Source organism: Altererythrobacter litoralis (assembly GCF_036324225.1).
GTDB lineage: Bacteria > Pseudomonadota > Alphaproteobacteria > Sphingomonadales > Sphingomonadaceae > Erythrobacter > Erythrobacter litoralis_A.
Map to the genome: position 1 here is coordinate 228,705 of NZ_JAZDQV010000001.1, position 25,880 is coordinate 254,584.

Genomic DNA, 25,880 nt, shown 5'->3' on the forward strand with positions numbered 1-25,880 from the left:
TCCATTGCGCGCCGCTCGCCATCGCCCTACATCCCCGGTTCATCGCCGCTGCCACAAAGACTTACGCATCGTGATCCTGTCTCCCTTCGAACGGATGATTGCCAAACGCTACCTCCTGCCGGGCAAGGGGGAGGCGTTCATTGCGCTTGTCGCCGGGATCAGCGTGGGTGTGGTCATGCTCAGCGTCGCCATGCTGGTGGTGGTGATGAGCGTAATGAACGGTTTCCGTGCCGAATTGCTCGACAAGATCGTGGGGCTCAACGGACACGCGATTGTCCAGGCCTATGGCGGGCGGCTCGACAATTGGGAGGAAATGCTCGCCGAAGTGCGCCAGACGCCGGGCGTGGTGGAGGCCTCGCCGCTGATCGAGCAGCCGCTGCTGGTGACCTTCAACGGGCGCGTCGAAGGCATTTTCGTACGCGGACAGACGCAGGATGACCTCGCCGGGTTGGCCGATCGCGTTCTGTTGGGCAATATCTCCGAACTACGGCCTGACGCGGGCAATGTGGCGATCGGCTCGCGCTTGGCGCAGAACATCGGCGCGCGGGTGGGTGACACCATCACTATAATCAATCCGCAAGGGCGCGCGACGCCGTTCGGCACGTCGATGCGCCAGGTAGGGTATCGCGTCGCGGCGATATTCGAAGTCGGGATCTACGATTACGACGAGAAATTCGTGATGATGCCGATGGCCGATGCGCAGACGCTGCTGCTGATGGGCGATTCGGTAGGCATGATCGAAGTGAAGGTGACCGATCCTGACAAGGTTGGCGAAATCCTTGCCCCTGTTCAGGAAAAGGTCGCCGGGCGTGCCGTCGTGGCGGACTGGAAGACCATGAATGCAACGCTGTTCGAAGCCTTGCAAGTGGAACGCGTTGCGATGTTTTTCGCATTGAGTTTCATGGTTTTGGTTGCTGCTTTCAATATCCTTTCGAGCCTTGTGATGCTGGTTCGCGCCAAGAGCCGCGACATTGCGATCATGCGTACCATGGGCGCGACGCGGCGCAGCTTGATGAAGATCTTCGTCACTACAGGTTTCACCGTGGGCGCGATTGGCACGGTTGCAGGGCTCGGCTTCGGTTTCCTCGTGCTCATTTTCCGCCAGCAGATCGTGCGCGCGATCGAAATCGTCACTGGCCAAAACCTGTGGGATCCCTCGATCCGCTTCCTCTCGACGCTGCCCTCGCGCACCGATCCGCTCGAAGTGGTCGGCATCGTGCTGCTGGCGCTGACGCTGAGCTTCCTCGCTACGCTCTATCCCGCGCTGAAGGCCGCCAGCACCGATCCGGTGGAGGTGCTGCGCTATGAATGAGCAGCAGGCTACAGCCCGGCGGGTGGTGCGCCTGCGTGGACTCAAGCGCAGCTTCCGTCAGGGCGACACAGTGATCGAAGTGCTGCGCGGGGTCGATCTCGACATCATGCCGGGAGAGATCGTGGCGCTGCTTGGGCCCTCGGGCACCGGCAAGTCGACCATGCTTCAGGCGGTGGGGCTGCTCGAGGGCGGCTTCGAAGGCTCGATCATGATCGCGGGCGAGGAAGCGAGTTCGCTCCCGACCGACGAACGCACGCGCCTGCGCCGCGACCATCTCGGCTTCGTCTACCAGTTCCACCACCTGCTGCCCGATTTCAACGCGCGCGAAAATGTCGTGATGCCGCAGATGATCGCGCGCGTGGAGCGCGAAGCGGCAGATGCACGTGCAGAACAATTGCTAACGGCGCTTGGCCTTGGGCACCGCATGGAACACCGACCGAGCCAGCTCTCAGGCGGGGAGCAGCAGCGCGTGGCGGTTGCCCGTGCGCTTGCCAACCGCCCGATGCTGGTTCTGGCCGACGAGCCGACCGGCAATCTGGACGAGCACACTTCGGATCGGGTCTTGGCGCAGTTCCTTGCGCTGGTGCGCGGAGAAGGCAGCGCCGCACTGGTCGCGACGCATAACGAACGGCTTGCCGCCCGAATGGATCGCGTGGTGCGCCTGCATGAAGGTGTGCTCGAATAGGGCACATCCCGATTAGTCCTTCAAGCAGGGACGCTTTCTGGCTAGGGTCGAGTGGCAGAAGCAATTGGGAACAGGAGCCTTGTATGGGTGGAACTGTCGATTGGGACGCTTACAGCTCGCTTCATCGCGCGGATGACGGCGGCGGATTGCTGGATGCCGCAAAGATCCTGCGCCAGGGCACATTGGGCGAACTCGTCCGCTATGTGATGTTGCTTCCGGAAGACAAGCGCATGGAATATGCGATCCAGAAGGCCGGCGGGCGTCGCCTGGACTATGCCTACATCGCCGCATTGGCCGCGCGCGAGGGTTTCCCCCGCAGCTGAATGCCCCCGTCGAGCGCGCAATGGCGCTCGTCTATGCCGGCTTGCGCCCACCGGTGACCTTCTGGCCCATGCGTTCCCGAGTTCGGGACAAGGGGGCAAGAATGTTCAGTATCATCGCATCGATATTCCTGATGCAGGCCAGCGCACGCCGCAGCAGAAACCCTCTCCGCCACCGCCACCTGGCTGCAATAGCGCGGAATTCGCGGCATTCGATTTCTGGCTGGGTGAGTGGGACGTTTATCCCAGCGGCCGGGAAAACCTCGTCGGGCACAGCCGGATCGAAAAGCTCTATCTCGGCTGCGCCGTGCGCGAGAACTGGATGCCGCTCAACGGGCCGGGCGGTGGCAGCCTCAACGGATATGACCCGCAGACCGGCCTCTGGCGGCAGTTCTGGATTGGCGCGGCGCCCGGGCCGGTGGAATTCGTCGGCGGTCCGACAGGAGGTGGCATGGCGATGACCGGCTATTGGCAGGGCTTCGGGCCGAACGGCGAGGATGCGATGGTTCGCCAGACCTTCACGCCGATTGACGGCGATACGGTGCGGCAGCATGGTGAGGCTTCGTTCGACCATGGACTGACCTGGTCGACGCGCTATGATCTGACCTATCGCCGCCGCAAGGAGCCGCTCGAATGACTACGATCGCCGATTTCACCGTCACGACCAATCGCGGCGAGCAACTCGACCTCAAGGACAAGCTCGGCAAGGTGCTGCTGGTGGTGAACACCGCCAGCAAATGCGGCTTCACACCGCAGTATGACGGGCTCGAAAAGATCTTCCAGCAATACAAGGATCGCGGCTTCGAAGTGCTGGGCTTTCCCTGCAACCAGTTCGGCGCGCAGGAACCCGGCAATGCCGACGAAATCCAGGAATTCTGCAAGATCAATTTCGGCGTCACCTTCCCGCTGATGCAGAAAATCGACGTCAACGGGCCGGACGCATCGCCGCTTTACGATTGGATGAAGGGCGAGGCAAAAGGGCTGATGGGTTCCACTTCGGTCAAATGGAACTTCACCAAATTCCTGATCGACCGCGAAGGCAATGTCGTGCGTCGCTATGCCCCGACCGACAAGCCCGAACGGATCGCGAAGGACATCGAGAAGCTGCTGTAACGTAGCTTGTCCACTTGTGGAGAATTAGCGCGCGTGGACGCTTCCGAATCGCGCGCCAAATCCTAAAGTAGCGGCATGGCCTATGCCCCCTTCGTCCCGCTGCGCGCGCAATCATCCTATTCGATGCTCGAAGGGGCGATCGATCCCAAGGCGATCGCCAAGCTGGCAAAGGAGCGCGGCTTCCCCGCAATTGCGATCTGCGACCGCAACGGGCTTTACGGCGCGGTCGCCTTTGCCAGCGCTTGCATGGCGGAAGGCGTGCAGCCGATCATCGGCGCATTGCTGGGCGTGGCGCGCGATGAAGAGGGCAAGCAGGTCGACTATTTGCCGCTCTATGCGCAGGACGAAGCAGGGTATGACAATCTCTGCCACCTTGTTTCCAAGGCGCATCTCGACCGGCCGCTGGAGTTCGAGCCGCATGTCCGGCTTGAGGACCTTGAAGGGCACACCGAAGGCCTGATTGCGCTTAGCGGCGCAGGCGAAGGGGCGCTCACCCGTTTGCTCGCCGAAGGGCAGCAGAGCCATGCCGAGGCGCTGTGCGACCGGATCGGGGCGCTGTTCCCCGGCCGGTTCTATATCGAACTCGCGCGGCACGGCGATCCGGCCTGCCAGGCCGCCGAAGAGGCGCTGATCGACCTGGCCTATGCGCGCAGCCTGCCGCTGGTGGCGACAAACCCCGCGCAATATGCCGAGCCACATTTCCACAAGGCGCATGACGCGATGCTGTGCATCGCCAATTCGACCCATGTCGATGCCGAGGACCGGCTGCACACCAATCGCAACGCCTGGGTCAAATCGGCCCCGATGATGCACGAGCTGTTCGGCGACCTTCCTGAAGCGACTGCAAACAGCCTCGTAATTGCGCAGCGCTGCGCCGTGATAGCGCCCGATCGCAAGCCGATCCTGCCCAGCCTTGCGGGCGATCTCGAAGGCGAAGCGCGGATGCTGGCCGAGGATGCAAGGGACGGGCTTCTTAAGCGGCTGGAGCCATACTACCCTGAAACCGTTCGGGCTGAGCTTGTCGAAGCCCTGCACTTTACTTCGGCCGAGGCGCTGGAAGGAGCAGAGCAGCCCTTCGACAAGCTCAGGGCGAACGGGATTTTCGAAGAGGTGCTCGAATACAAGAAGCGCCTCGATTACGAAGTCGACGTGATCGTGAAGATGGGCTTCCCGGGCTACTTCCTGATCGTTGCCGATTTCATCAAATGGGCCAAGGACAATGGCATTCCGGTAGGCCCGGGGCGCGGTTCGGGCGCAGGCTCGCTGGTTGCCTGGGCGCTGACCATCACCGATCTCGATCCGATCCGGCTGGGCCTGCTGTTCGAACGCTTCCTCAATCCCGAACGCGTCTCGATGCCGGACTTCGATATCGACTTCTGCGAAACGCGGCGCGGCGAAGTGATCCGCTATGTCCAGCAGAAATATGGGCACGATCACGTCGCGCAGATCATAACCTTCGGTAAAATGAAGGCGCGCGCGGTGCTGCGCGATTGCGGGCGCATCCTGCAGATGAGTTATGGCCATGTCGACCGGCTCTGCAAGATGGTGCCCAACCACCCGACCGATCCCTGGACCTTGCCGCGCGCACTCAATGGAGCGGCGGATTTTCGGCGGGAGTACGAGAACGACAATGAAGTGAAGCAGTTGGTCGACCTCGCGCTGCAGCTCGAGGGCCTGCCGCGCAACAGCTCGACCCATGCCGCGGGCGTGGTGATCGGCGACCGGCCATTGGCGCAGCTTGTGCCGCTCTATCGCGACCCGCGATCGGACATGCCGGTGACGCAGTTCGACATGAAATATGTCGAAAGCTCTGGGCTGGTGAAATTCGACTTCCTCGGCCTCAAGACGCTCTCGGTGCTGCGCAAGGCGGTGGACCTACTGGCCGGCCGCGGGATCGAAATTGACCTCGGCGCGCTCGAGTGGGACGATCCGGCGGTCTATGACCTGCTCCAGTCGGGCAACACCGTTGGCGTGTTCCAGCTCGAATCCGAAGGAATGCGGCGGACGCTGGCGGCTGTGAAGCCCACCAATTTCGGTGACATCATCGCGCTCGTTTCGCTCTATCGCCCTGGCCCGATGGACAACATCCCGCTGTTCGGAAAGCGCAAGAACGGCGAAGCTCCAATCGAATATCCGCATCCCAAGCTCGAAGGCATCCTCGCCGAAACCTACGGCATCTTCGTCTACCAGGAACAGGTGATGCAGGCCGCGCAGATCCTCGCGGGCTATTCGCTGGGCGATGCCGATTTGCTGCGCCGCGCGATGGGCAAGAAGAAGCAGGAGGAGATGGACGCGCAGCGCCAGCGTTTCATCGACGGGTGCAAGGAAGTTTCGGGTATTGAGCGCAGCCAGGCAAACGAGCTGTTCGACTTGATCGACAAGTTCGCCGGTTATGGCTTCAACAAGTCGCACGCCGCAGCCTATGCGCTGCTCGCCTATCAGACGGCGTGGCTCAAGGCGCATTATCCCGAAGAATTCTACGCCGCTTCGATGTGCTTCGACATGCACCAGTCTGAAAAGCTGGCTGTGTTCGTTGACGATGCGCGCCGCTATCCCGGCGCAGATGGCGGGATTGAGATATTGCCGCCCTGCATCAACCATTCCGAAGCGCGCTTCACCGTCGAGCAGACCGACCACGGTTATGCCGTGCGCTATGCGCTGGCGGGCATCCGCAATGTCGGCGACAAGGCGATGGAAGCGATCATCGCAGAGCGTGAGGCCTCCGGCCCGTTCACCAGCCTCAAGGATTTGTTCGAGCGGATACCCAAGGGTGCGATGAATTCGCGCCAATTGGAAGGGCTCGCGGCGGCTGGCGCACTCGATTGCCTCGATGACAATCGGGCGAAGCTGTTCGCCAATGCCGACATGCTGCTGGCGGTGGCCGATGCGGCCGAGCGCGAACGTGCCAGCGGGCAAGCGGCGCTGTTCGGCGGGGAAGCCGCAGCGGATGACAGCCTGCGCCTGCCTGAAACTCCGCGCTGGTCGCGCATCGAGCAGATGGCGAAGGAGCGCGAGAATTTCGGCTTCTATTTCTCCGCCCATCCGGTGCAGCAGCACTGGCATGTCGCTTCGGCCAATGGCGCGCGCTCCTACCAGAGTATCATGGCTGCAGGTGCGCCTTCGGGCGGTCGCGCACCTGCCGTGATGGCCGCCATGGTCGAAGGCTTCAGCAAAGGGCGCACCAAGCGCGGCGCGGAATTCATCCGCGGCGACTTCTCCGATGCTTCGGGCCAGTTTTCGGCGGCTTGTTTCGAGGAAAGCCTGGTGCCGCAATTCGAACGCTGGGCCGCGGAAGGCACCTGCATCTTGCTGCAGGTGGAACTCGATTCACCCAATCCCAGCGAGCCCCCGCGCATAACCGTGCGCGGCGCACGTCCCCTGGCCGAGGTAAAGGGTTCGATCCGAATGTGGATGTCGCTCGACCTGCTCAGCCGCGAGGCGCTCGCCGATTTGCAGTTGGAGCTTGCGCCCGGCGACGAAGGGCAGGGCGAAGTGGTCGCGCGCGTGCTGGTGGGGCCGGGCGAGTTTGCCCAAGTGCGATTGGGTCGCGATTTCATGCTCGATGGCGAACTGGCCGAACGGCTGGCTGCGATCGAAGGGATCGAGAACGTCCAGCTCCAGCCGGTACGTGTAAAGCCCAATTTGCGACTGGTAGCCTGATCGCTGCGCAATGACCTCAGCGAGGTCATAGCACTTGCTGGCAATTGCCAATCGCGCCACGCCTCGGCATGAGAGGCCAAACGTCATTGAATACTGAATACAAGGAGAGGAAGTCGATGCTTGGGGCAATGCAGGACTGGACCATGCGGGTAACCGCGGTAATCGATCACGCCGCACGCGAAGCGAGTGAACGCGAGATTGTGACCCGCTGGGCCGATGGCAGCCAGACCCGCACCAATTGGGCAGGGATCCGCACCGATGCGCTGAAGATGGCGCAGGCGCTGCAGGCAATGGGAGTCAAGAAGGGCGATCGCGTTGCCAGCCTCGCGATGAACCACTCACGCCATTTGGTCAGTTGGTATGGCGTCGCCGGGATGGGCGGGGTGCTGCATACCGTGAACCCCCGCCTGTTCGACGACCAGCTCGAATATATCGTCAACCACGCCGAGGATAAGGTGCTGTGCTATGACGCGGCATTCCAGCCGATCGTCGACCGGATGAAGGACCGCTGGACCACCGTCGAGCATTACGTCTGCTACGATTCGGGCGAGCATTCCATCGCCTTCGAAGACTGGATCGACGCGCAGGACGGCGATTTCGAATGGGTCACGGGCGACGAACGCGATCCGTGCATGCTCTGCTACACCTCGGGCACAACAGGCAATCCCAAGGGCGTGCAGTATGAGCATCGCTCGACCTTGCTGCATGCGATGGCCGGCCTGCAGACCGCCGCTTTCAACTTCAGCAGTTCTTCGGTGATCCTGCCTGTCGTTCCCATGTTCCACGCCGCCAGTTGGGGCCTGCCCTATTCTGGCGCGATGGCGGGTATCAAGTTCGTGTTCAGCGCGGTCAACGATCCGGCGGTGCTGCACAAACTGATGATGGACGAAGGGGTGACCGATTCCGCCGGGGTGCCCACGGTTTGGCTCGCGCATTTCCAATATTGCGACAAGGAAGGGATCGACCTTCCGCCGCTCAAGGCTGCGACAATCGGCGGTTCGGCCTGTCCGCGCTTTATGATCGAGCGGCTGATGAAGAACGGCACCCGTGTCCAGCATGCCTGGGGCATGACCGAGACCAGCCCGATCGGCACCGTCGGCGGGCCGACCTGGGATTGGGACCAGCTCAGCTTCGAGGAGAAGGTTGACCGCACCGCGATGCAGGGGCGCCCGATTTTCGGCGTGCAGCTGCGCACCGTCAGCTTGGACGACATGATCACCGAGCTTCCGCGCGACGGGAAATCCAGCGGCGCGCTGCAGATTCGCGGCCCCTGGATTATCCGGCGCTATTTCAAGGCCGAACAGGACGCGATCAACAATGAAGGCTGGTTCGACACGGGTGACGTGGGCATCATCCACCCGGATGGCACGTTGCAGCTGACCGACCGTACCAAGGACGTGATCAAGTCCGGCGGCGAATGGATCAGCTCGGTCGAGCTCGAGAACGCCGCGGTTGGCCACCCCGCCGTGGCGGAAGCGGCCTGCGTCGGCATCTACCACCCCAAGTGGGACGAACGCCCGGTTCTGTTCGTGGTGAAGAAGGAGGGGGCCGATTGCTCCGCCGATGACATCATCGAGCATCTCCGTCCGCTGATCGCGAAATGGTGGCTGCCCGATGCGGTCGAATTCGTCGACGATATCCCGCACACCGCCACCGGCAAGATCAGCAAGAAGGACCTGCGCGACCGGTTCAAGGACTACAGACTGGAGGCGTGAACCGGCTGGTCCTCCTAAACAAGCCCTTTGGGGTCTTGTCGCAGTTCACCGGGGGGAAGGGCGGTGGCGCGCGCGACACCCTTGCGCACCTGATCGACCTGCCCGGCGTCTATCCGGCCGGGCGGCTCGACAAGGACAGCGAAGGCTTGTTGCTGCTGACCGATGACGGGAAGCTACAGGCGCGGATTGCCGAGCCACGCCACAAGATGCCCAAGACCTATCTCGCGCAGGTAGAGGGCATACCCGAAGAGTCGGCGCTTGCCCGTTTGCGAACAGGCGTCATGCTCAATGACGGGATGACCCGCCCGGCCAAGGTGGAAGCTATCGTGGCGCCCAGGCTGTGGGAACGCGATCCCCCGATCCGCTTCCGCAAGAATGTGCCCGACAGCTGGATATCGCTGACCATCACCGAAGGGCGCAATCGCCAGGTGCGGCGAATGACCGCCGCGGTGGGCCACCCGACCCTGCGGCTGGTGCGCTGGCAGGTCGGCGACTGGACCGTCGAAGGGCTTGGTCCGGGCGAATGGCGTGAGATACAAGTCCGCTAGCGAGAGGGGAACGAAGATGAGCGTCTACATCGATCCGAGTCGGGCCAATTTCGAAGCGTTCAAGGGGCTGCCGCGCGACGAGCCGATCCACATGCTCAACCTGCTTCTCTATCGCGCTCTTGCCGAATATCCGGCGGGGCATGAGAATGCGGGCAAGGGCTGGAGCGGGCGGCGCGCCTATGAGGAATATGGCCACACATCCGGGCCGATTTTCCGCCGTGTGGGCGGGCAGATCATGTGGCGCGGGGCATTCCAGTGCATGGTGACGGGACCGGAAGATCGCCAATGGCATGACGGCTTCGTGGCGCAATATCCGAACAGCGCGGCCTTTTTTGAAATGATCAAGGACCCTGACTACCAGTTGGCCGTGGTCAACCGCACCGCCGCGCTGGTCGACAGCCGCCTGATCCGCTTCAAGCCGGGCGAAGTTGGCGGAGGGTTTGGTTGACCTTGGAGATCGGGCCAGCCTCGCCATCCGATGCGGAGGCCATCCGCTCGATCTATGCCTTCCATGTGCTCAATGGCACGGCCTCGTTCGATACCGTCCCGCCAGACCTTCCATTCTGGCAGGACAAGATTGCCCTTATCACCACGCGTGGCTGGCCCTTCATTACCTGCCGCGAGGACGGGCGCGTGCTGGGATATGCCTATGCTACCCAGTTTCGCGACCGCCCGGCCTATGCGCGGACCTGCGAAGACAGCATTTACGTCGCCGACCGCGAGCGAGGCCGCGGGATTGGCAAGCTCCTGCTGGCGGAATTGCTGAAGCAGGCGCAGGCGTGCGGCTTCGAACAGATGATCGCAGTGATTGGCGGCGGCGAGCCAGCCAGCGTGGCGCTTCATTCCGGTCTGGGGTTTGTCGAAGCCGGGCGGATGCGCGATGTCGGCTTCAAGTTCGGTCGCAGGCTGGACACAGTCTACATGCAACGCAGCCTGCGCGATTAAAGCAAGCGCAATTGCCCGCCCGTCTCGGGGCGCCTGAAGCCTGAGCAATCGAGCTCGATCCGCCCTCTCTCCATCCCTGCTCGCTTGCGGGCGAGGCGGAACCGCGCACGGAAAAGCTCTGCCCATACGCCCTGCGGCTTCATCCGACTGAAGAAATCGGGATCGTTGTCGCGCCCGCCGCGGATAGAGCGCACTATGCTCATCACCTTGCTGGCACGTTCGGGGAAGTGCACATCCAGCCATTCGCGGAACAGCGGCGAAACCTCGTGCGGCAGGCGCAGGGGGATCCACCCCGCCGAGCGCACTCCGAAGGCTCCTGCGCGCTCAACGATCTCTTCCATGAACTCGTCGGTTATGGCCGGGATGATTGGCGAAACCGAGCAATGCGTCGGGACGCCCGCTTGAACCAGTTTTCCCAATGCTGCGAGTCGCTTGGCGGGCGAAGCTGCGCGCGGTTCGAGCTTGCTGGACAGCTTCGGGTCTAGGCTGGTTACGGAGATTGCGACCGCCACCAGCCCGTGCCGCGCCATTTCTTCAAGCAGGTCGAGATCGTCCAGGACACGGTCGGACTTGGTGGTGATTGTGACCGGGTGGCGCGCCTCAAGGCACAGTTTCAGCACGTCGCGCGTAATGCGGTAGTGTCGCTCTATCGGCTGGTAGCGATCGGTATTGGTGCCCATGGCGATCGGCGCCGGGCGGTATCGCGGCTTAGCCAGGGTCGCGCGCAGGATTTCTGCCGCGTTGGGCTTGGCGTAAAGCTGGGTTTCGAAATCGAGCCCCGGCGAAAGGTCGTGATAGGCATGGGTAGGGCGGGCGTAGCAATAGACGCAGCCGTGCTCGCAACCGCGATAGGCGTTGATCGAGCGGTCGAACGGCAGGTCCGGCGATGTGTTGAAGCTGATTATGCTGCGTGGGTGCTCCTCGGTAACATGCGTGCGAAGTTTCACCGGAGGACCGTCAAGCAGCGCCATATAGTCGCGCCAATCGCCATCGGCTTCGCGTTCGGAAAGTCCGAAACGGGTCGAAGCTGCGCCCGATTGGGCGCCGCGGCCGTGGATCGACGATTTGATCGCTGGTTTGCCTGCGCTCTCCATGAATGAGAACATACACGGAACAAACGAGTCGGAACAGTCGCTATTTCTCTTGGAGGCGCGGCATCAATTCCACGAAATTGCAGGGCCGGTTACGGCTGTCGAGCTGTTCCGCGAGGATGCCGTCCCACCCGTCCTTCACTGCGCCGTTGGAGCCAGGCAAGGCGAAGATATAGGTTCCCCCCGCCACGATGGCGCAGGCCCGGCTCTGGATGGTGCTGGTGCCGATCGATTTGAAGCTGAGCCAGCGGAACAACTCGCCGAAGCCGGGAATTTCCCTGCCGCCGGTGGCAGCTTTCACGCGGTCGAGCGCCTCGGGCGTGACATCGCGACCGGTGAGGCCGGTTCCTCCGGTCGAAACGATCGCATCGATTTCCGGGTCTTCGATCCAGCCGATCAAGCGGTTCACAAGCAGAGCGGCATAGTCGCGCTCGATTGCACGCGCAGCTAGGCGGTGCCCAGAGGCCTCGATCCGTTCGGCGAGGATGTCGCCCGACGTGTCGTTCTCAGCAGTGCGGGTGTCCGAAACGGTAAGGACGGCGATGTTGATCGGCTTGAAGCTGCGTTCGAGGTCGATCGCCATCGCTCGCCCTTCAATTGGTGCGCGTCAGCCGCACTGCGCTCGGCCCGCGACTTTCGGGGAAGGCAGGCCACATGCCTTGCGCCAGTGCCTGGCGGCTTGAGGAAGGCGCGCCCGATTGCCGTTCGTACATCCAGTAATTGCGCATCACGATCGCGACATAACCGCGCGTTTCCCAATAGGGGATGCTTTCCATGTAGAGCAGCGGATCGCCCTGGTCGCGCACTTCACTGTTCCAGCGGCCGACCGGATTGAGCCCGGCATTGTAGGCGGCCATGATCTTCGGCAACAGGCCCTGCGTGGCGGCCGAATCGCGCAGCATCTCGAGATTGCGCTGGCCGAAGGCGAGATTGACCTCGGGATCGTCGAGATTGACGTAGCTCGCATTCATTTCGAGCCGCGGTGCATGCTGGCGCACGGTGACGGGCGTGATCTGCATCAGCCCGCGGGCGTTTGCAGGGCTCACCGCATTGGTCTGGAAATTCGATTCCTGCAGCGCGTGGGCAAAGGCGAGCGCAGGGTCGACCTGCCAGCCGCTGGTCGGCCGCCAGCGTGCCGTTGGATAGCGCAGCGCGGGCAACGGTTGCGCACCGCGCGGCGCATTGTGCGCCATCCAGAGCTGGGTTTGCGGCAGGCCTAGTTCGCGTGCAAGCCGCGAGAGCGCTGCATATTCGGAGCTTGCGCCGATCCGCGCCTGATGGCGCAGGACTTCGTCGGCGAGATCGCCACGGCCGATTTCGATCAGCGCCACCGCCACGCGCACGTTGTTGTCATTGCGCAGGCGCTGCCAGTCTTCCGGCGAGAAATCCGCCCCGGCATGCTCCTCCGGGATCGTCTGCCCAAGCTGTTCGAGCGCCAGCATGCCATAAAGCGTTTCGTCATAACGCGAGGCGGCTTGCAGGTGCTGGGTCGCTTCGGCGGGCTGGCGACAACGGGTGTATGCGCGCCCGGACCAGAAATGTGCCGCGGTGGTCAGCTCGACATTTGTCGATAGCTCGGCGGCGCGGGCGAAGCCGCGTGCGGACGATGCGCAATCGCCCAGCCGCCATGCAGCAAGGCCCGCCACCCATTCGCCTTCCGCAACCCAGGGGCCTGCGCCTTCTGCCGCAGTCTGCGCTATGGCCAGTGCGACGCTGTCGCGATTCTCGATGTAATGGCTCCACGCGACCCGCTGCCGCCATTCGGCGCGCGCTTCAGGGCTCAGCAGCGCATCGATCCCGTCGAGCAGGATGCGAGCGCCCTCGGGATCGTCATCGACGATGTGCTGGAGGATCTCCTTGCGGATTTCCTCAGGCATGGTCCCGTCATTGACCGAGCGGGGCAGGATCCGCTTCGAGGCATAAGGCTGGCGCGATAGCGGCTGTTCTTGCGGCAGTTCGGGCAGGACTTCGAGCCCGCGCTTGAGGCCGAGCTTGCCCAGCTGTTCGGCCTGGGGAAGTTCGGTGCCCATGGCGAACCATGCAGTGACCTGTTCGGCGGAAACGCGCGGACTGCGCGCATGGGTGTAATATTCGGCCAAAGCGACCTGGTGGAGCAGGCCCGGCTCGCGGTCGTCGAGCAGGTCATCTACCTTTGCCCAATCCTCGCGCGTGATGGCGTCGAAGACTTCGCGGTAGTAGTCGCGATCCCGGTCGCTCAGCACCTGCGGCACGTTCTTGCTCTCGGCGCGGGCGCGGAAATATTCGGCGGCGCTGTTGTGCGCAGCGACGGGCACGGCGGACAGCGCAGCCACGCCGCCAAGCAGCGCAAAACCCAGAGATTTCAACCGATGGGCACCGTTCATGCCTGCTTGCCTGTCCATTCGAGCCACCTGCGCCAGAAGCGTGCTTTCAGCCGGGGCATTGCCATCAGGCTGTCGAGCCCCTCGGAAGCCAGCAACGGAACGCTGGAGCCTTCATGGTTGAAAAATTCCAAAGCGGCAGGGTCTTGCGCCGCATTGTGCCCCAAAAGCGGCAGGATGTTGCTTCCGAAGGCAAGGATTCCCCGCGGCGCGGCCAGCGCGATATGGCGCTGTAATACTTCGCGGAATCCCTGCGCTGCGAGCGTTGCGCCATCGGCCATCGGCATGTGGCGGGGCAGGACCGAGGCGAAATAGACCTCGCTCTCGGACACTTCCATCGCTGCGAGCATGCGCGAGAGCAGCCGTCCCTGCGCCTGCGACAGCAGCATATCGCTGTCGCCCGCCTCGGGGTCCATCACCAGCACCATCAACCTGGCACCCGTTTCCCCGCGCGGCGGCACCCGGCCACGCGGGCCGACGGCATCGAGAGCGGGCTCAGCGAGCCAGAACTCGCGGAAGGCTGCCAGATCGCCGGGTGGATTGGCGCCGATCAAGTCGATTTTCGGGGACGGAACCGGTTCGGAAATGGCCGGTGCTGCGGCCTTGCGCGCGGGCGCCTCGGCTGCGACTTGCACCGGCGGTTCCGCCAGCCAGTCCGTAACGTCATCTCCGAAGTCGCAATCCACGCCGGCATCGCGCCACCAGTCGAAGGCAGCGATGATTTCGCGGGGATGGATGCGTTCTGCCACGGTCATACTATCCAATGCAGGTCTTGACCTTGCAAACCGCAGCAATCAAGGCTTTGACTGATTTTGGTCACGGAATTTTCGAAGGACAAGGACTTCATGAGCGCCGAAGCTGTTGAACGCGAATCGATGCCCTGCGACGTGGTGATTGTGGGGGGCGGCCCGGCCGGCCTTGCGGCGGCCATCCGGCTCAAACAGATCAACGACGCGCTCGAAGTGGTCGTGCTGGAGAAAGGCTCCGAAATCGGCGCGCATATCCTCTCTGGCGCGGTGGTCGATCCCAAGGCGCTTGGGGAGCTGTTCCCCGAATGGCGCGAGATGGGCTGCCCGATTGCACAAACACCGGTTACCGACAATTGGCACTGGGTGCTCTCGAAGAAGGGGAAGACTTCGCTCCCGCATATCTTCATGCCGCCGCTGATGAGCAATCACGGCTGCTATACCGGCTCGCTCGGCAATCTTTGCCGCTGGCTGGCCGAACAGGCCGAGGCGCTGGGTGTGATGGTGTTCCCGGGCTTCCCCGCCGCCGAAGTGATGTTCGACGATGCTGGTGCAGTGACCGGCGTGATCACGCAGGACATGGGCGTTGCCGCAGACGGTAGCCACAAGCCCGACTTCCAGCCGGGCATGGAAATCCACGCCAAGTACACGCTCTTCGCCGAGGGCGCGCGTGGCAACCTCACCAAGCAGCTCAAGGCGAAGTTCGACCTTGAGAAGGATTGCCAGCCGCAGGTCTATGGCCTTGGCATCAAGGAGCTGTGGGACATCGATCCGGACAAGCACGTGCCGGGCCGCGTGATCCATACGCAGGGATGGCCGCTGACAGAGAGTGGCAGTTGGGGCGGGGGTTTTCTCTACCACCAGGCCAATGGCCAAGTCGCGCTCGGCTTCGTGACCGCGCTCGATTACGCCAACCCCTATGTCTCGCCCTATCAGGAATTCCAGCGCTGGAAGCAGCATCCGGCGATCCGCGAATATCTCGAAGGTGGCAAGCGGGTGGCCTATGGCGCGCGCGCGATCAACGAAGGCGGGTGGCAGAGCGTGCCCAAGCTGGCGTTCCCCGGCGGCGCGCTGGTCGGCTGCGCGGCAGGCTTCGTCAACGTGCCCCGCATCAAGGGCAGCCACACTGCGATGAAGAGCGGCATGATCGCCGCCGAAAGCATCGCCGCGGCGATCGCGGGCGGCAATGAGCATACCGAGCTGGCGGATTACGACGCGGCGGTGCGTTCAAGCTGGATCGCGGACGAGCTCAAGCTGGTGCAGAACGCCCAGCCGGCTGTCGCCAAGTTCGGCGGCGATATCGGAACGGTGATAGCGGGCGCGGACATGTGGATGCGTACGCTCAAGATCGGCTTGCCGATCGCGATGAAGCACACGCCGGATTACACGCATACCGGTCGCGCCGATCTCTACCAGCCGATCGACTATCCTAAGCCCGATGGCGTGATCAGCTTCGACCGGCTGACCAATGTGGCCTACAGCTACACCAACCACGCCGAGGACCAGCCGTGCCACTTGCAGCTCAAGGATCCCGAGTTGCAGGAGCGCAGCGAATACGAGATCTTCGCCGGGCCCTCGACCCGCTATTGCCCCGCCGGGGTCTATGAATGGGTGACCGAGGAAGGAAAGGAGCCGCGCTTCGTGATCAACTCGCAGAACTGCGTCCACTGCAAGACCTGCGACATCAAGGACCCGAACCAGAACATCAACTGGACCACGCCTGAGGGCGGCGGCGGCCCGAACTATCCGAATATGTGATCGGGGCGCCCTTGGCGATCACCGAAACCGCCTTTGCCAAGATCAACCTAGCGCTGCATGTCCGCAAGCGGCGCGAGGACGGCTTTCACGAACTCGAAACGCTGTTCGCCTTTGTGGACGATGGCGACCGGCTGGTTGCGCGGCCATCGGCCGAAGACCGGCTTTCGGTCTGCGGTGAGTTTGCGCCCGCGCTTGACGATCCATTAGGCAATATCGTGGCCAAGGCGCTGACGGCGCTGCCCCGTGCCGAAGGGCTTGCAATCGAACTAGAGAAACGCTTGCCAGTTGCGGCGGGGCTGGGCGGCGGTTCGGCAGATGCGGGGGCAGTGTTCCGACTGGTCGAGCGCAGTCATGTTTGGCCAGAGGACTGGCGGGATCGCGCGGCGAAGCTCGGCGCAGATGTGCCGGCCTGTGTCCTCAGCCAAACATGCATCGGGCGCGGCACTGGCACCGAACTCGAACCCATCGACAGCGATTTGACCGGATCGCCCGTGCTACTCGTCAATCCGCGTGTGCCGCTCGCCACTGGCCCCGTGTTCAAGGCATGGGACGGGGAGGATCGCGGGCCAATCCCGCAAGGTTCCGCCAGCGTGATCGCTCGCGAAGGTCGTAATGACCTTGAGGCGCCCGCAATTTCGCTTTGTCCGGTCATCGCCGATGTGCTCGGCGCTTTGCGCTCAACGCAGCCCTGGCTTGCGCGCATGTCAGGATCGGGTGCGACCTGCTTCGCGCTGTATGATAGCATCGAAGCGCGCGATGCCGCTGCCGCAAAGATCGCGAGCGAGCACCCTGTCTGGTGGCAAATGTCGGGCAAATTGCGATGACCAAGCACGAAGCATGGCGAGTGTTGGGAATGCTCCGCGCGGGGGGTATCCTGATCGTTTCCGATCATGCCAGCAATCGCGTTCCTTCGGACATCGAGCTTGGCATCGATCCCGCCTTGCTGAGCGAGCATATCGCTGTTGATATCGGAGTGGCGCAGGTTGCCGAGATCATGGTGCGCGAAGCGGGGTTTTCGGCCTTCCTCGGAAATGTCAGCCGCCTTGTGTGCGATTTCAATCGCGAGGAGCACCAGCCAGCGACCATACCGATCGCGAGCGACGGGCACGCGATCCCTGGCAATGCGATCGACCACGCCGGGCATGAAGAGAGGCTGGCGCGGTTCTTCCGCCCCTATCACGACGCTTTGGCGGAACTGCTTGATGCGAGCCCGCCAGCGCTGATCCTGTCGCTGCACAGTTTCACGCCGGTCCTTGCGAGCCACCCCGAGGAAAAGCGTCCGTGGGAATGCGGCGTGCTTTACAATTCGGACGATCGCGGCGCACGGCTCGCGATCCCTTTGCTTGAAGCCGCAGGGCTGGTCGTAGGGGACCAGCAACCCTATTCGGGCAAGCTGCTCAACGCGACCATGAACCGCCATGCTGAGGCGCATGGCCGGTCCTATTTCGGGATCGAAGTGAGGCAGGATATGATCGCCGATGCACAGGGGCAGGCGCGCTGGGCAACCATCCTCACAGATGTGGCAAAGCGGGTTGCGCTGGCGCTCGACTAGGGGCAGGGGCTGAGGCCAGCGCGACAGATCGAAGCGCATTTGGTGCCTTTTCAAGAAATTCTGTTTCGCAGCGGCCTTTCGCTGCGATACTCTTGATGCCAAGGCGCTGCCGAGCCCCTTGGCGCCAGACGGAGTGAAACATGCCTGCCTATCGTTCCCGCACGACTACCCATGGCCGCAACATGGCCGGCGCACGAGGACTATGGCGCGCGACGGGCATGAAGGACGAGGATTTCGGCAAGCCGATCATCGCCGTGGTAAACAGCTTCACTCAGTTCGTGCCCGGCCACGTACATTTGAAGGATCTGGGCCAGCTCGTCGCGGGCGAGATCGAAGCCGCCGGTGGCGTCGCCAAGGAGTTCAACACCATCGCGGTGGATGATGGGATCGCCATGGGCCATGACGGCATGCTCTATTCGCTGCCGAGCCGCGACCTGATCGCCGACAGCGTCGAATACATGGTCAATGCCCATTGCGCCGATGCGATGGTGTGCATTTCCAATTGCGACAAGATTACCCCTGGCATGCTGATGGCTGCGCTGCGGATCAACATCCCGGTCGTGTTCGTCAGCGGCGGCCCGATGGAAGCTGGCAAGGTCGTGCTGAAGGGCAAGGGACGCGCGCTCGACCTGGTCGATGCCATGGTGGCGGCGGCGGACGATAGCTACACCGACGAGGAAGTGACCGCGATCGAGCGCAGTGCGTGCCCCACATGCGGTTCGTGCAGCGGGATGTTCACCGCCAATTCGATGAACTGCCTCACCGAAGCGCTTGGGCTGTCGTTGCCGGGCAATGGCTCGGTCCTCGCCACCCATGCCGACCGCGAGGGGCTGTTCCGCCGCGCCGGGCGCCTGGTTGTGACGCTCGCCCGCCGTTATTACGAGGAAGGCGACGCCAGTGTCCTGCCGCGCTCCATCGCCAGTTTCGAAGCTTTCGAAAATGCGATGAGCCTCGACATCGCGATGGGCGGTTCGACCAACACCGTGCTGCACCTGCTGGCAGCTGCGCATGAGGCGGGCGTCGATTTCACTATGGAGGATATCGACCGGTTGAGCCGCCGGGTGCCGTGCCTCAGCAAGGTCGCCCCGGCGAAAAGCGACGTCCATATGGAAGACGTTCACCGCGCCGGCGGGATCATGTCGATCCTTGGGGAGCTTGAGAAGGCTGGCCTGCTCCACACTGCGCTACCCACCGTGCACAGCCCGACCATGGGCGATGCGCTGGACGATTGGGACATCGGCCGTACCAAGAACAACAAGGTGCACGAGTTCTATTCGGCAGCGCCGGGCGGCGTACCCACGCAAACCGCCTTCAGCCAGTCGCGCCGCTGGGAATCGCTTGACCTTGACCGCGAAAAAGGCGTGATCCGCAGCGCCGAGCATGCCTTCAGCAAGGATGGCGGGCTGGCCGTGCTCTACGGCAATATCGCGCGCGACGGCTGCATCGTGAAGACCGCCGGCGTGGACGAGAGCATCCTGAAATTCTCGGGCCCTGCAAAGGTCTATGAAAGCCAGGATGCGGCGGTCGAAGCGATCCTTGGCGACAAGGTGCAGGCAGGCGACGTGGTCGTGATCCGCTATGAAGGGCCCAAGGGCGGGCCGGGCATGCAGGAAATGCTCTATCCCACCAGTTACCTCAAATCGAAGGGGTTGGGGGCGGCCTGCGCGCTGTTGACCGACGGGCGCTTCTCTGGTGGCACTTCGGGTCTTTCGATCGGGCACGCCAGCCCGGAAGCCGCCGATGGCGGCGAAATCGGGCTGGTCGTGGATGGCGATATCATCACGATCGATATTCCGGGCCGCACGATTTCCTTGCAGGTCGACGATGCGGAACTTGAGCGTCGCCGAGCTGCGCAGGATGCCAAGGGTTGGCATCCTGTCAGCGACCGCCCGCGCCAGGTTTCAACCGCGCTCAAGGCCTATGCCGCGATGACGACCAGCGCCGCGCGCGGCGCGATCCGCGACATTACCCAACTCGGACGAAGTTAGTGGATACAGCGCGCCAGGTCCTCACCGTCGCCCAGATGCAGGCCGCCGAACGGGCGCTCATCGATGGTGGGACCAGTGTCGACGCGCTGATGCAGATTGCGGGTCGAGGCGCAGCCGATTGGGTGTGGCGCGTTGCTGCCGGGCGTGCGGTGACCGTTCTGTGCGGACCGGGCAACAATGGCGGGGACGGCTATGTCATCGCGGAGGCGCTGCGCGCACGCGGCCTGCCGGTGAAGGTGGTCGCGCCAGTCGCGCCCAAGACAGATGCCGCGCAGAATGCGCGCCGCGCCTACAAGGGCGATGTGCTGGGATCGGGCAAGGATGCGCGCGGCCAGCTGCTGGTGGATTGCCTGTTCGGATCGGGCCTCGCTCGCCCGCTCAGTGCCGAACATTCGCTGCTGCTGCGCGATCTTGCAGCGCGGCATCCGTTGCGGATCGCGGTCGACCTGCCTTCCGGGGTCGAGAGCGATAGCGGCGCCCTGCTCAACGAACGCCTGCCGAGCTATCGCCTGACGATCGCGCTCGGCGCATGGAAGTTCGCGCATTTCCTGCTGCCTGCGCGCGGATCGATGGGCGATCTCAAGCTGGTGCCGATCGGTGTGGGCGCGGTCGAAGGCGCCGCGCAAGTTATCGGGCGGCCCGAACTATTTGCTCCCGCTGTCGACGCGCACAAATACACGCGCGGCCTGTGTGCCGTGGCAGGCGGCGCCATGCCGGGGGCCACGTTGCTCGCCAGCGAAGCGGCGATGCGGGGCGGGGCAGGCTATGTGAAACTGTTGGCCCATCACCCGCCGGGCTCGGCTTCCGCAGGGTTGGTGGTCGAAACCCGCCCGCTTGGCGAGGTGCTGGATGACAAGCGCATTTCCGCAATCCTTGTTGGCCCCGGGCTGGGACGCGATCGTGAGGCAAGCGACCGCCTGCAAACCGCACTTGCCGCTGGCAAGCCTGCAGTGATCGATGCCGATGCGCTGGTCCTGCTCAGGCCGGACATGCTGCGTGAAGGCGTGCCATTGCTCGCGACGCCGCATGATGGCGAGCTCGAAGCGCTATGCCGCAGTTTCGCAGTGGTCGCTTCGGGCAGGCAGGCGCGCGCGCAGGCATTGGCCAAGGCCAGTGGCATGGTCGTGCTGGCCAAGGGGCCGGATACGCTGGTTGCGGCGCCCGACGGGCGGCTCGCGAGCGCACCGCCTGCTCCGAGCTGGCTTTCGATCGCGGGATCCGGCGATGTGCTGGCGGGGATCGCGGCAAGCCGGATGGCAACGGGCATTGCTCCGTTCGAGGCGGCTTGCGAAGCGGTGTGGCTCCACGGAGAGGCTGCACGGCAATGTGGCGCGGCCTTTACCGCAGAGGAACTTGCGCGGGCAGTATCTGGCGCTATCGCCGCAGCATTGTGAGCGAAGCAGCAGAAATCATTCGAATCGCCGCGCGAGGCGACGGCGTCACTGCAGACGGGCGCCATGTGCCCTTTGCCGCGCCGGGCGACCTGCTGCACGAGGATGGCACGCTCGAACATGGCCCGCACCACACCACACCGCCGTGCCGCCATTACGGCAGCTGCGGCGGGTGCCAGTTGCAGCATGCGGACGAAGAAGCGCTGCGGCGCTTCGTGACCGAACGCGTGGCCTTTGCGGCTTCCTCGCAAGGCATCGCGGTGGGCGAATTGTTGCCCACGCATCTTTCGCCGCCGAAAAGCCGTCGGCGCGCAACGCTGCATGCGCTGCGAACCGCGAAGGGCGCGGTGCTTGGTTTCCGCGAGGGAGGCTCGCACAAGATTGTCGACCTGGCCGAATGTCACATCCTTGCACCCGAACTGGCCGCGGTGCTGTCCGCGCTGCGCGGCTTCGAGGCGCAGCATGGCGGCAAGGGCGCGGTGGATGTCGAGTTGACGCTGGCCGATCAAGGGATCGATTGCAGCCTCCGCAATTTCACGCTCGAGGGGCTTGCCGCGACCGAAGCGGCACTCGAACTGGCGCAGGCGAACGGGTTTGCCCGGCTCACGCTCGACCAGGGCTATGGTCCGGAAACGATGTGGGAGCCCGAGCCTGTCACCATCACGCTATCAGGGAAGCCTGTCGGCCTTCCGCCGGGCAGCTTCCTGCAGGCAACGCAGGATGGTGAGGACCGCCTGGTTGCGGATGCGCGCGAGTGGATCGGCGATGCTGCCAGCGTGGCCGATCTTTTTGCGGGGCTTGGCACTTTTGCCTTCGCCTTGGCCGGTCCGGCAAAAGTGCTGGCGGCGGAGGCTGCGCGCGACGCGCACCTCGCCTGCAAGGCGGCGGCGGCGCGGGCGGGCCTGCCCGTGGGCGCCATGCACCGCGACCTGTTTCGCAATCCGCTCCAGCCCGATGAATTGGGACGCTTTGAAGCGGTTCTGCTCGATCCCCCGCGTGCCGGGGCAAGGGAACAAGTGGCGTGCATCGCGGAGAGCAAGGTCAACCGCGTGGTCTATATCAGCTGCAATCCGGTGAGCTGGTCGCGTGACGTAGCGCGGCTTGTGGAAGCGGGGTTCAAGCTGGAGAAATTGCGTCCGGTCGGGCAGTTTCGCTGGTCCACCCATGTCGAACTGGCTAGCTATTTCACCCGTTAGCCTTCGATCACTTTCGTTTCGGCAAAGGCGAGCAACGCACCGTAGGTTTCGAGCATCTCGGCATCGACATCGTCATCTTCGATCAGGATGTCGAAGCGATCCTCGATCTCGGTGAAAAGCCCGGCGACAGCCATCGAATCTAGCTCGGGCAAATGGCCGAACAGGCCGGTGTCGCCGTCGAAACCCGCCACGTCTTCTGCATCGAGGCCAAGCACGTCGATCAGGATTTCCCGCAGCCGGCGGTCGATATCCGCAAGGCTGGTATCCCGGTTGCATTCGTCAGGCGCACTATGCCCACTCATCCGCGGCAATCCCCATAGCGAAAAGGCCGCTCGCCTTAGCGACGCCTCGCGCGGGGTGCAAGTTATCGAAGGTGCGCACGAATAAGCGATTGACCCGGCCACGCAGCTTGGGTTTGGTGCCCGCGATGCTGCCAGAGCCCGATCCTACGGCCTATCCGATCGACCACATCGCGGAACGCGGAGCCGATGGCGATCCCGCGCTGGTCCTGCGCGACCGCACCCTCAGCCATGCCGAGTTGCGCGAGCGGGTAGGGCGGCTTGCCGCATGGCTGGCGAATGAAGTGACGGAGCCGGGGGCGAGGGTGGCCAGCTGGGGCGCGAAGGGTGAGCTCACTTGCCTTATGCCGCTTGCGGCGGCGAGGGCCGGATTGGTGCATGTGCCGGTCAACCCGCTGCTCAAGCACGCGCAGGTTGCGCATATACAGGCCGACAGTGGCGCTCGCCTGCTGATCGGCACTCCGGCGCGGATCAAAGGGCTTGGCGAAGGCGATGTGCCGCAAGGCTGCAGGCTGATTGCCGAGCAGGACGCACTCGACGCGGCAGCAGCATTGGGGGCCTACCTTCCGCCGTCAAAAGCCGATCCCGATACGCTGGCGGCGATCCTCTACACCAGCGGTTCGACCGGCAAGCCCAAGGGCGTGATGCTCAGCCATGCCAACATGTGGCTCGGCGCGGTCAGTGTGGTGGACTACCTTGGAATGGCTCCTGACGATGTGACGCTCTCGGTCTTGCCGCTGTCGTTCGACTATGGGCAGAACCAGCTGTTCAGCACCTGGTACGCCGGCGGATCGGTCGTTCCTTTCGACTATCTCTTCGCGCGCGACGTGGTGAAGGCCTGCGCCGCGCATGGTGTCACCACGCTAGCCGCTGTGCCCCCGCTGTGGGTCCAGCTGACCGAGCTCGAATGGAGCGACGAAGCGGTCGCAAGCATGAGGCGGATGACGAACAGCGGCGGTGCGCTGACGGTTGATCACGTGCGCAACCTGCGTCGGATATTCCCGCAGGCGCGGCTCTTCCCGATGTACGGCCTGACCGAGGCGTTCCGCTCGACCTATCTCGACCCTGCGCTGGTCGACAGCCACCCAACTTCGATGGGGCGGGCGATCCCTTTCGCCGAGATTCTCGTGATCAACGATACAGGCGATCTGGCTGCGCCGGGTGAGGAAGGCGAACTGGTGCATTGCGGGCCGCTGGTGGCGCAAGGATATTGGCGAGATCCCGAGCGCACCGCCGAGCGGTTCAAGCCGGCACCGGCAATGTCCCGCTATGGGGGCGTGGCGGTATGGTCGGGCGACAGGGTGAAGCGCGCGGAGGACGGCCTGCTCTATTTCGTCGGTCGGCGAGACTCGATGATCAAGAGCCTGGGCAACCGGATCAGCCCGCAGGAAATCGAAGAGGTGGCGCTGGCGACCGGGCTGGTAGCGGAAGCGGTTGCTTTGGGAATTGCCGATGAGCGGTTAGGGCAGGCGGTGCACCTGGTGGTTCGTGCCGAGCCGGGTGCGGAAGATCCGCAAGGCGCATTGCCCAAGGTGCTGGCGAAGGAGCTGCCCAACTTCATGCAACCGCAGGTGATCCACTGGCGCGATGCCATGCCGCTCAATCCGAACGGCAAGATCGACCGTACGGCTCTGATGCTGGAGTTGCAGGCGTGAAACCGCTCGGCCCGATTCCGTCCGGCTATGCCTCCCGAGACGGGCAGCTCGAAATTGGCGGCATGACCGCGCGCGAGCTGGTGGAACTGGCGGGCGGAACACCCTGTTTCATATATTCGAAGGCGCATCTCGAGCGCAGGGTCGCGGAATTGCGCGCGGCGATGCCGGCGCGTCTCGGCATCAATTATGCGGTGAAGGCCAATCCCTTCCTGCCGGTGGTCACGTATATGGCGAGGCTGGTTGATGGCTTCGACATCGCGTCAGCCGGCGAACTGGTGACGGTCATGGCGGCAGGGATCGATCCGTTTCGGGTGAGCTTCGCCGGGCCAGGCAAGCGCGACAAGGAGCTTGAGGCCGCGATCCATGCCGGGGTTACGCTCAATTGCGAAAGCGAAGGCGAGGCGCGGCGCACGCTGGCAATCGGCGAGCGGCTTGGAATCGCGCCGCGTATCGCGATCAGGGTCAATCCCGATTTCGAGCTCAAGGGCTCGGGTATGAAGATGGGCGGTGGAGCAAAACCATTCGGACTCGATGCCGAGCGCGTGCCTGCCATGGCGCGCGAGATTATCGCGGCAGGTGCCGAATGGCGCGGGCTCCACATCTTTACGGGCAGCCAGGCGCTCAGCGCGGAAGCGATCATCGAAGCGCAGGCCAATGTGCTCGACTGCGCAGACCGTTTGGCACATGAAATCAGCACGCCTTTGCCCAAGCTCAACATGGGTGGCGGTTTCGGCATTCCCTATTTCCACGGAGACTTGCCGCTCGACATAGCGGCAATCGGTGCGGCGCTGGAGGAAAGGTTCGAGGGGTTGCCCGAAACGCTCGCCGCGACCGAGCTTTGCATTGAACTGGGCCGCTATCTCGTGGGTGAAGCGGGCGTCTATCTGGCAGAAGCTATCGACCGTAAGGAAAGCCACGGCGTCACCTATCTGATCACTGACGGCGGGCTGCATCACCAGCTTGCGGCCTCCGGCAATTTCGGAACGGTGGTTCGGCGCAATTATCCGCTGGCGATTGCAACCCGCTTCGACGCCGATCCGGAGGAAGAAGCCAATGTGGTCGGATGCCTGTGCACTCCGCTCGATCGTCTTGCAGACCAGGCGCATCTGCCGCGCGCCGAAGTCGGGGATCTGGTCGCGGTATTCTGCGCCGGTGCCTATGGCGCAAGCGCATCGCCCGCGCAGTTCCTTGGGCATGGCCCAGCGGCCGAACTGTTGATCTGATCGCTCATTGAGTTTCGCGCCAGCCGCCTAACCGATTCTTCACCTAAGCGGCCTAACCTTGCTTCATTACGGAGCACTGAGGCCATGAACGAAGAAAACCTAGATCAACCGACCCTTGCTGGCAAAGCGGCCAAGATCAACGGCGCGTTGGCTGCGATCGAGCGGCAGCTGGCTGAACGAGACGAGAAGATTGCCGATCTAGAGCAACGTCTCGAGGATCAGGAATATTCGGTGCGGCGCGTACTCGACATGCTGATCGAATGGCTTGAGGAAGAGCCTGGCCAAGGTGACGATCAGGAGCGTGAAGCCGCCTGATAGATTCG

24 protein-coding genes are annotated in these 25,880 nt (G+C 63.4%); 19 read left to right on the top strand and 5 right to left on the bottom strand.

The genetic code is table 11. From position 1 onward, the window contains the following. Positions 1-70: 70 nt before the first annotated feature. From VRS74_RS01125 to VRS74_RS01170, 10 genes are all read left to right on the top strand, one after another. On the top strand, positions 71-1,312 hold the full coding sequence (locus VRS74_RS01125) for a lipoprotein-releasing ABC transporter permease subunit (protein ID WP_354143394.1): 1,242 nt from the start codon (positions 71-73) through the stop codon (positions 1,310-1,312). Next, positions 1,305-1,997 carry an ABC transporter ATP-binding protein gene (locus VRS74_RS01130; protein ID WP_354143395.1) on the top strand — a complete coding sequence of 231 codons (693 nt, stop codon included), beginning with the start codon at positions 1,305-1,307 and terminating at the stop codon, positions 1,995-1,997. Before VRS74_RS01125 ends, VRS74_RS01130 begins: the two co-directional genes overlap by 8 nt. Positions 1,998-2,080: 83 nt before the next feature. Beyond that, on the top strand, positions 2,081-2,320 hold the full coding sequence (locus VRS74_RS01135) for a hypothetical protein (protein ID WP_354143396.1): 240 nt from the start codon (positions 2,081-2,083) through the stop codon (positions 2,318-2,320). A gap of 304 nt (positions 2,321-2,624) precedes the next feature. Next, the gene (locus tag VRS74_RS01140; RefSeq protein ID WP_354143397.1) at positions 2,625-2,954 is read left to right on the top strand and encodes a hypothetical protein; all 330 of its coding nucleotides are present in this window, start codon (positions 2,625-2,627) and stop codon (positions 2,952-2,954) included. After that, complete coding sequence (locus tag VRS74_RS01145) at positions 2,951-3,430, top strand: glutathione peroxidase (RefSeq protein ID WP_354143398.1); 480 nt, start codon at positions 2,951-2,953, stop codon at positions 3,428-3,430. The genes VRS74_RS01140 and VRS74_RS01145 overlap by 4 nt, the downstream gene beginning before the upstream one ends. Before the next feature lie 75 nt (positions 3,431-3,505). Then, positions 3,506-7,090, top strand: coding sequence for a DNA polymerase III subunit alpha (gene dnaE, locus VRS74_RS01150; protein ID WP_354143399.1), 3,585 nt, complete (start codon positions 3,506-3,508; stop codon positions 7,088-7,090). Between the two features lie 116 nt (positions 7,091-7,206). Next, on the top strand, positions 7,207-8,805 hold the full coding sequence (locus tag VRS74_RS01155) for a long-chain fatty acid--CoA ligase (protein WP_354143400.1): 1,599 nt from the start codon (positions 7,207-7,209) through the stop codon (positions 8,803-8,805). Next, entirely contained in the window at positions 8,802-9,353 is a 552-nt protein-coding gene (locus VRS74_RS01160) for a pseudouridine synthase (RefSeq protein WP_354143401.1), read from the top strand. The genes VRS74_RS01155 and VRS74_RS01160 overlap by 4 nt, the downstream gene beginning before the upstream one ends. Positions 9,354-9,369: 16 nt before the next feature. Further along, positions 9,370-9,801: a DUF1330 domain-containing protein gene (locus tag VRS74_RS01165; RefSeq protein WP_354143402.1), complete on the top strand. Its 432-nt coding sequence runs from the start codon at positions 9,370-9,372 to the stop codon at positions 9,799-9,801. Then, positions 9,798-10,298: a GNAT family N-acetyltransferase gene (locus VRS74_RS01170; protein ID WP_354143403.1), complete on the top strand. Its 501-nt coding sequence runs from the start codon at positions 9,798-9,800 to the stop codon at positions 10,296-10,298. Before VRS74_RS01165 ends, VRS74_RS01170 begins: the two co-directional genes overlap by 4 nt. Here VRS74_RS01170 and VRS74_RS01175 read toward each other — a convergent pair. Genes VRS74_RS01175 through VRS74_RS01190 form a run of 4 tightly spaced genes read right to left on the bottom strand, consistent with a single transcriptional unit; the run spans position 10,295 to position 14,498 of the window. Beyond that, positions 10,295-11,404, bottom strand: a complete 1,110-nt coding sequence (locus VRS74_RS01175; RefSeq protein ID WP_354143404.1) for a PA0069 family radical SAM protein — start codon at positions 11,402-11,404, stop codon at positions 10,295-10,297. The two genes, VRS74_RS01170 and VRS74_RS01175, sit on opposite strands and share 4 nt — an antisense overlap. 28 nt (positions 11,405-11,432) lie before the next feature. Further along, positions 11,433-11,972 (bottom strand): molybdenum cofactor synthesis domain-containing protein, encoded by a 540-nt coding sequence (locus tag VRS74_RS01180; RefSeq protein WP_354143405.1) that lies wholly within the window; start codon positions 11,970-11,972, stop codon positions 11,433-11,435. 10 nt (positions 11,973-11,982) lie between these two features. After that, on the bottom strand, positions 11,983-13,752 hold the full coding sequence (locus VRS74_RS01185; RefSeq protein ID WP_354143406.1) for a lytic transglycosylase domain-containing protein: 1,770 nt from the start codon (positions 13,750-13,752) through the stop codon (positions 11,983-11,985). After that, positions 13,749-14,498: a uracil-DNA glycosylase family protein gene (locus tag VRS74_RS01190; RefSeq protein WP_354143407.1), complete on the bottom strand. Its 750-nt coding sequence runs from the start codon at positions 14,496-14,498 to the stop codon at positions 13,749-13,751. The genes VRS74_RS01185 and VRS74_RS01190 overlap by 4 nt, the downstream gene beginning before the upstream one ends. A gap of 126 nt (positions 14,499-14,624) precedes the next feature. On the opposite strand from VRS74_RS01190, the gene VRS74_RS01195 reads away from it, so the two are divergent. The 6 genes from VRS74_RS01195 to VRS74_RS01220 all read left to right on the top strand — a co-directional run bounded on the left by VRS74_RS01195 (position 14,625) and on the right by VRS74_RS01220 (position 22,380). Then, the gene (locus tag VRS74_RS01195) at positions 14,625-16,253 is read left to right on the top strand and encodes an electron transfer flavoprotein-ubiquinone oxidoreductase (protein WP_354143552.1); all 1,629 of its coding nucleotides are present in this window, start codon (positions 14,625-14,627) and stop codon (positions 16,251-16,253) included. An 11-nt stretch (positions 16,254-16,264) separates the two neighbouring features. After that, positions 16,265-17,077, top strand: coding sequence for a 4-(cytidine 5'-diphospho)-2-C-methyl-D-erythritol kinase (locus VRS74_RS01200; protein WP_354143408.1), 813 nt, complete (start codon positions 16,265-16,267; stop codon positions 17,075-17,077). Positions 17,078-17,106: 29 nt separating this feature from the next. Then, positions 17,107-17,805: an N-formylglutamate amidohydrolase gene (locus VRS74_RS01205; RefSeq protein ID WP_354143409.1), complete on the top strand. Its 699-nt coding sequence runs from the start codon at positions 17,107-17,109 to the stop codon at positions 17,803-17,805. Positions 17,806-17,945: 140 nt separating this feature from the next. After that, positions 17,946-19,793, top strand: a complete 1,848-nt coding sequence (ilvD, locus tag VRS74_RS01210) for a dihydroxy-acid dehydratase (protein ID WP_354143410.1) — start codon at positions 17,946-17,948, stop codon at positions 19,791-19,793. Further along, on the top strand, positions 19,793-21,187 hold the full coding sequence (locus VRS74_RS01215; RefSeq protein ID WP_354143411.1) for an NAD(P)H-hydrate epimerase: 1,395 nt from the start codon (positions 19,793-19,795) through the stop codon (positions 21,185-21,187). Before ilvD ends, VRS74_RS01215 begins: the two co-directional genes overlap by 1 nt. Continuing rightward, positions 21,184-22,380 carry a class I SAM-dependent RNA methyltransferase gene (locus VRS74_RS01220; protein ID WP_354143412.1) on the top strand — a complete coding sequence of 399 codons (1,197 nt, stop codon included), beginning with the start codon at positions 21,184-21,186 and terminating at the stop codon, positions 22,378-22,380. Before VRS74_RS01215 ends, VRS74_RS01220 begins: the two co-directional genes overlap by 4 nt. Here the strand turns inward: VRS74_RS01220 and VRS74_RS01225 are convergent. After that, complete coding sequence (locus VRS74_RS01225; protein WP_354143413.1) at positions 22,377-22,682, bottom strand: acyl carrier protein; 306 nt, start codon at positions 22,680-22,682, stop codon at positions 22,377-22,379. The two genes, VRS74_RS01220 and VRS74_RS01225, sit on opposite strands and share 4 nt — an antisense overlap. A 125-nt stretch (positions 22,683-22,807) precedes the next feature. Between VRS74_RS01225 and VRS74_RS01230 the strand changes: the two genes are divergently transcribed. The 3 genes from VRS74_RS01230 to VRS74_RS01240 all read left to right on the top strand — a co-directional run bounded on the left by VRS74_RS01230 (position 22,808) and on the right by VRS74_RS01240 (position 25,872). Continuing rightward, entirely contained in the window at positions 22,808-24,334 is a 1,527-nt protein-coding gene (locus VRS74_RS01230) for an acyl-CoA ligase (AMP-forming), exosortase A system-associated (RefSeq protein WP_354143414.1), read from the top strand. Further along, on the top strand, positions 24,331-25,557 hold the full coding sequence (locus tag VRS74_RS01235; RefSeq protein ID WP_354143415.1) for a pyridoxal-dependent decarboxylase, exosortase A system-associated: 1,227 nt from the start codon (positions 24,331-24,333) through the stop codon (positions 25,555-25,557). The genes VRS74_RS01230 and VRS74_RS01235 overlap by 4 nt, the downstream gene beginning before the upstream one ends. Before the next feature lie 84 nt (positions 25,558-25,641). After that, on the top strand, positions 25,642-25,872 hold the full coding sequence (locus tag VRS74_RS01240) for a hypothetical protein (protein WP_354143416.1): 231 nt from the start codon (positions 25,642-25,644) through the stop codon (positions 25,870-25,872). Positions 25,873-25,880: the final 8 nt, after the last annotated feature.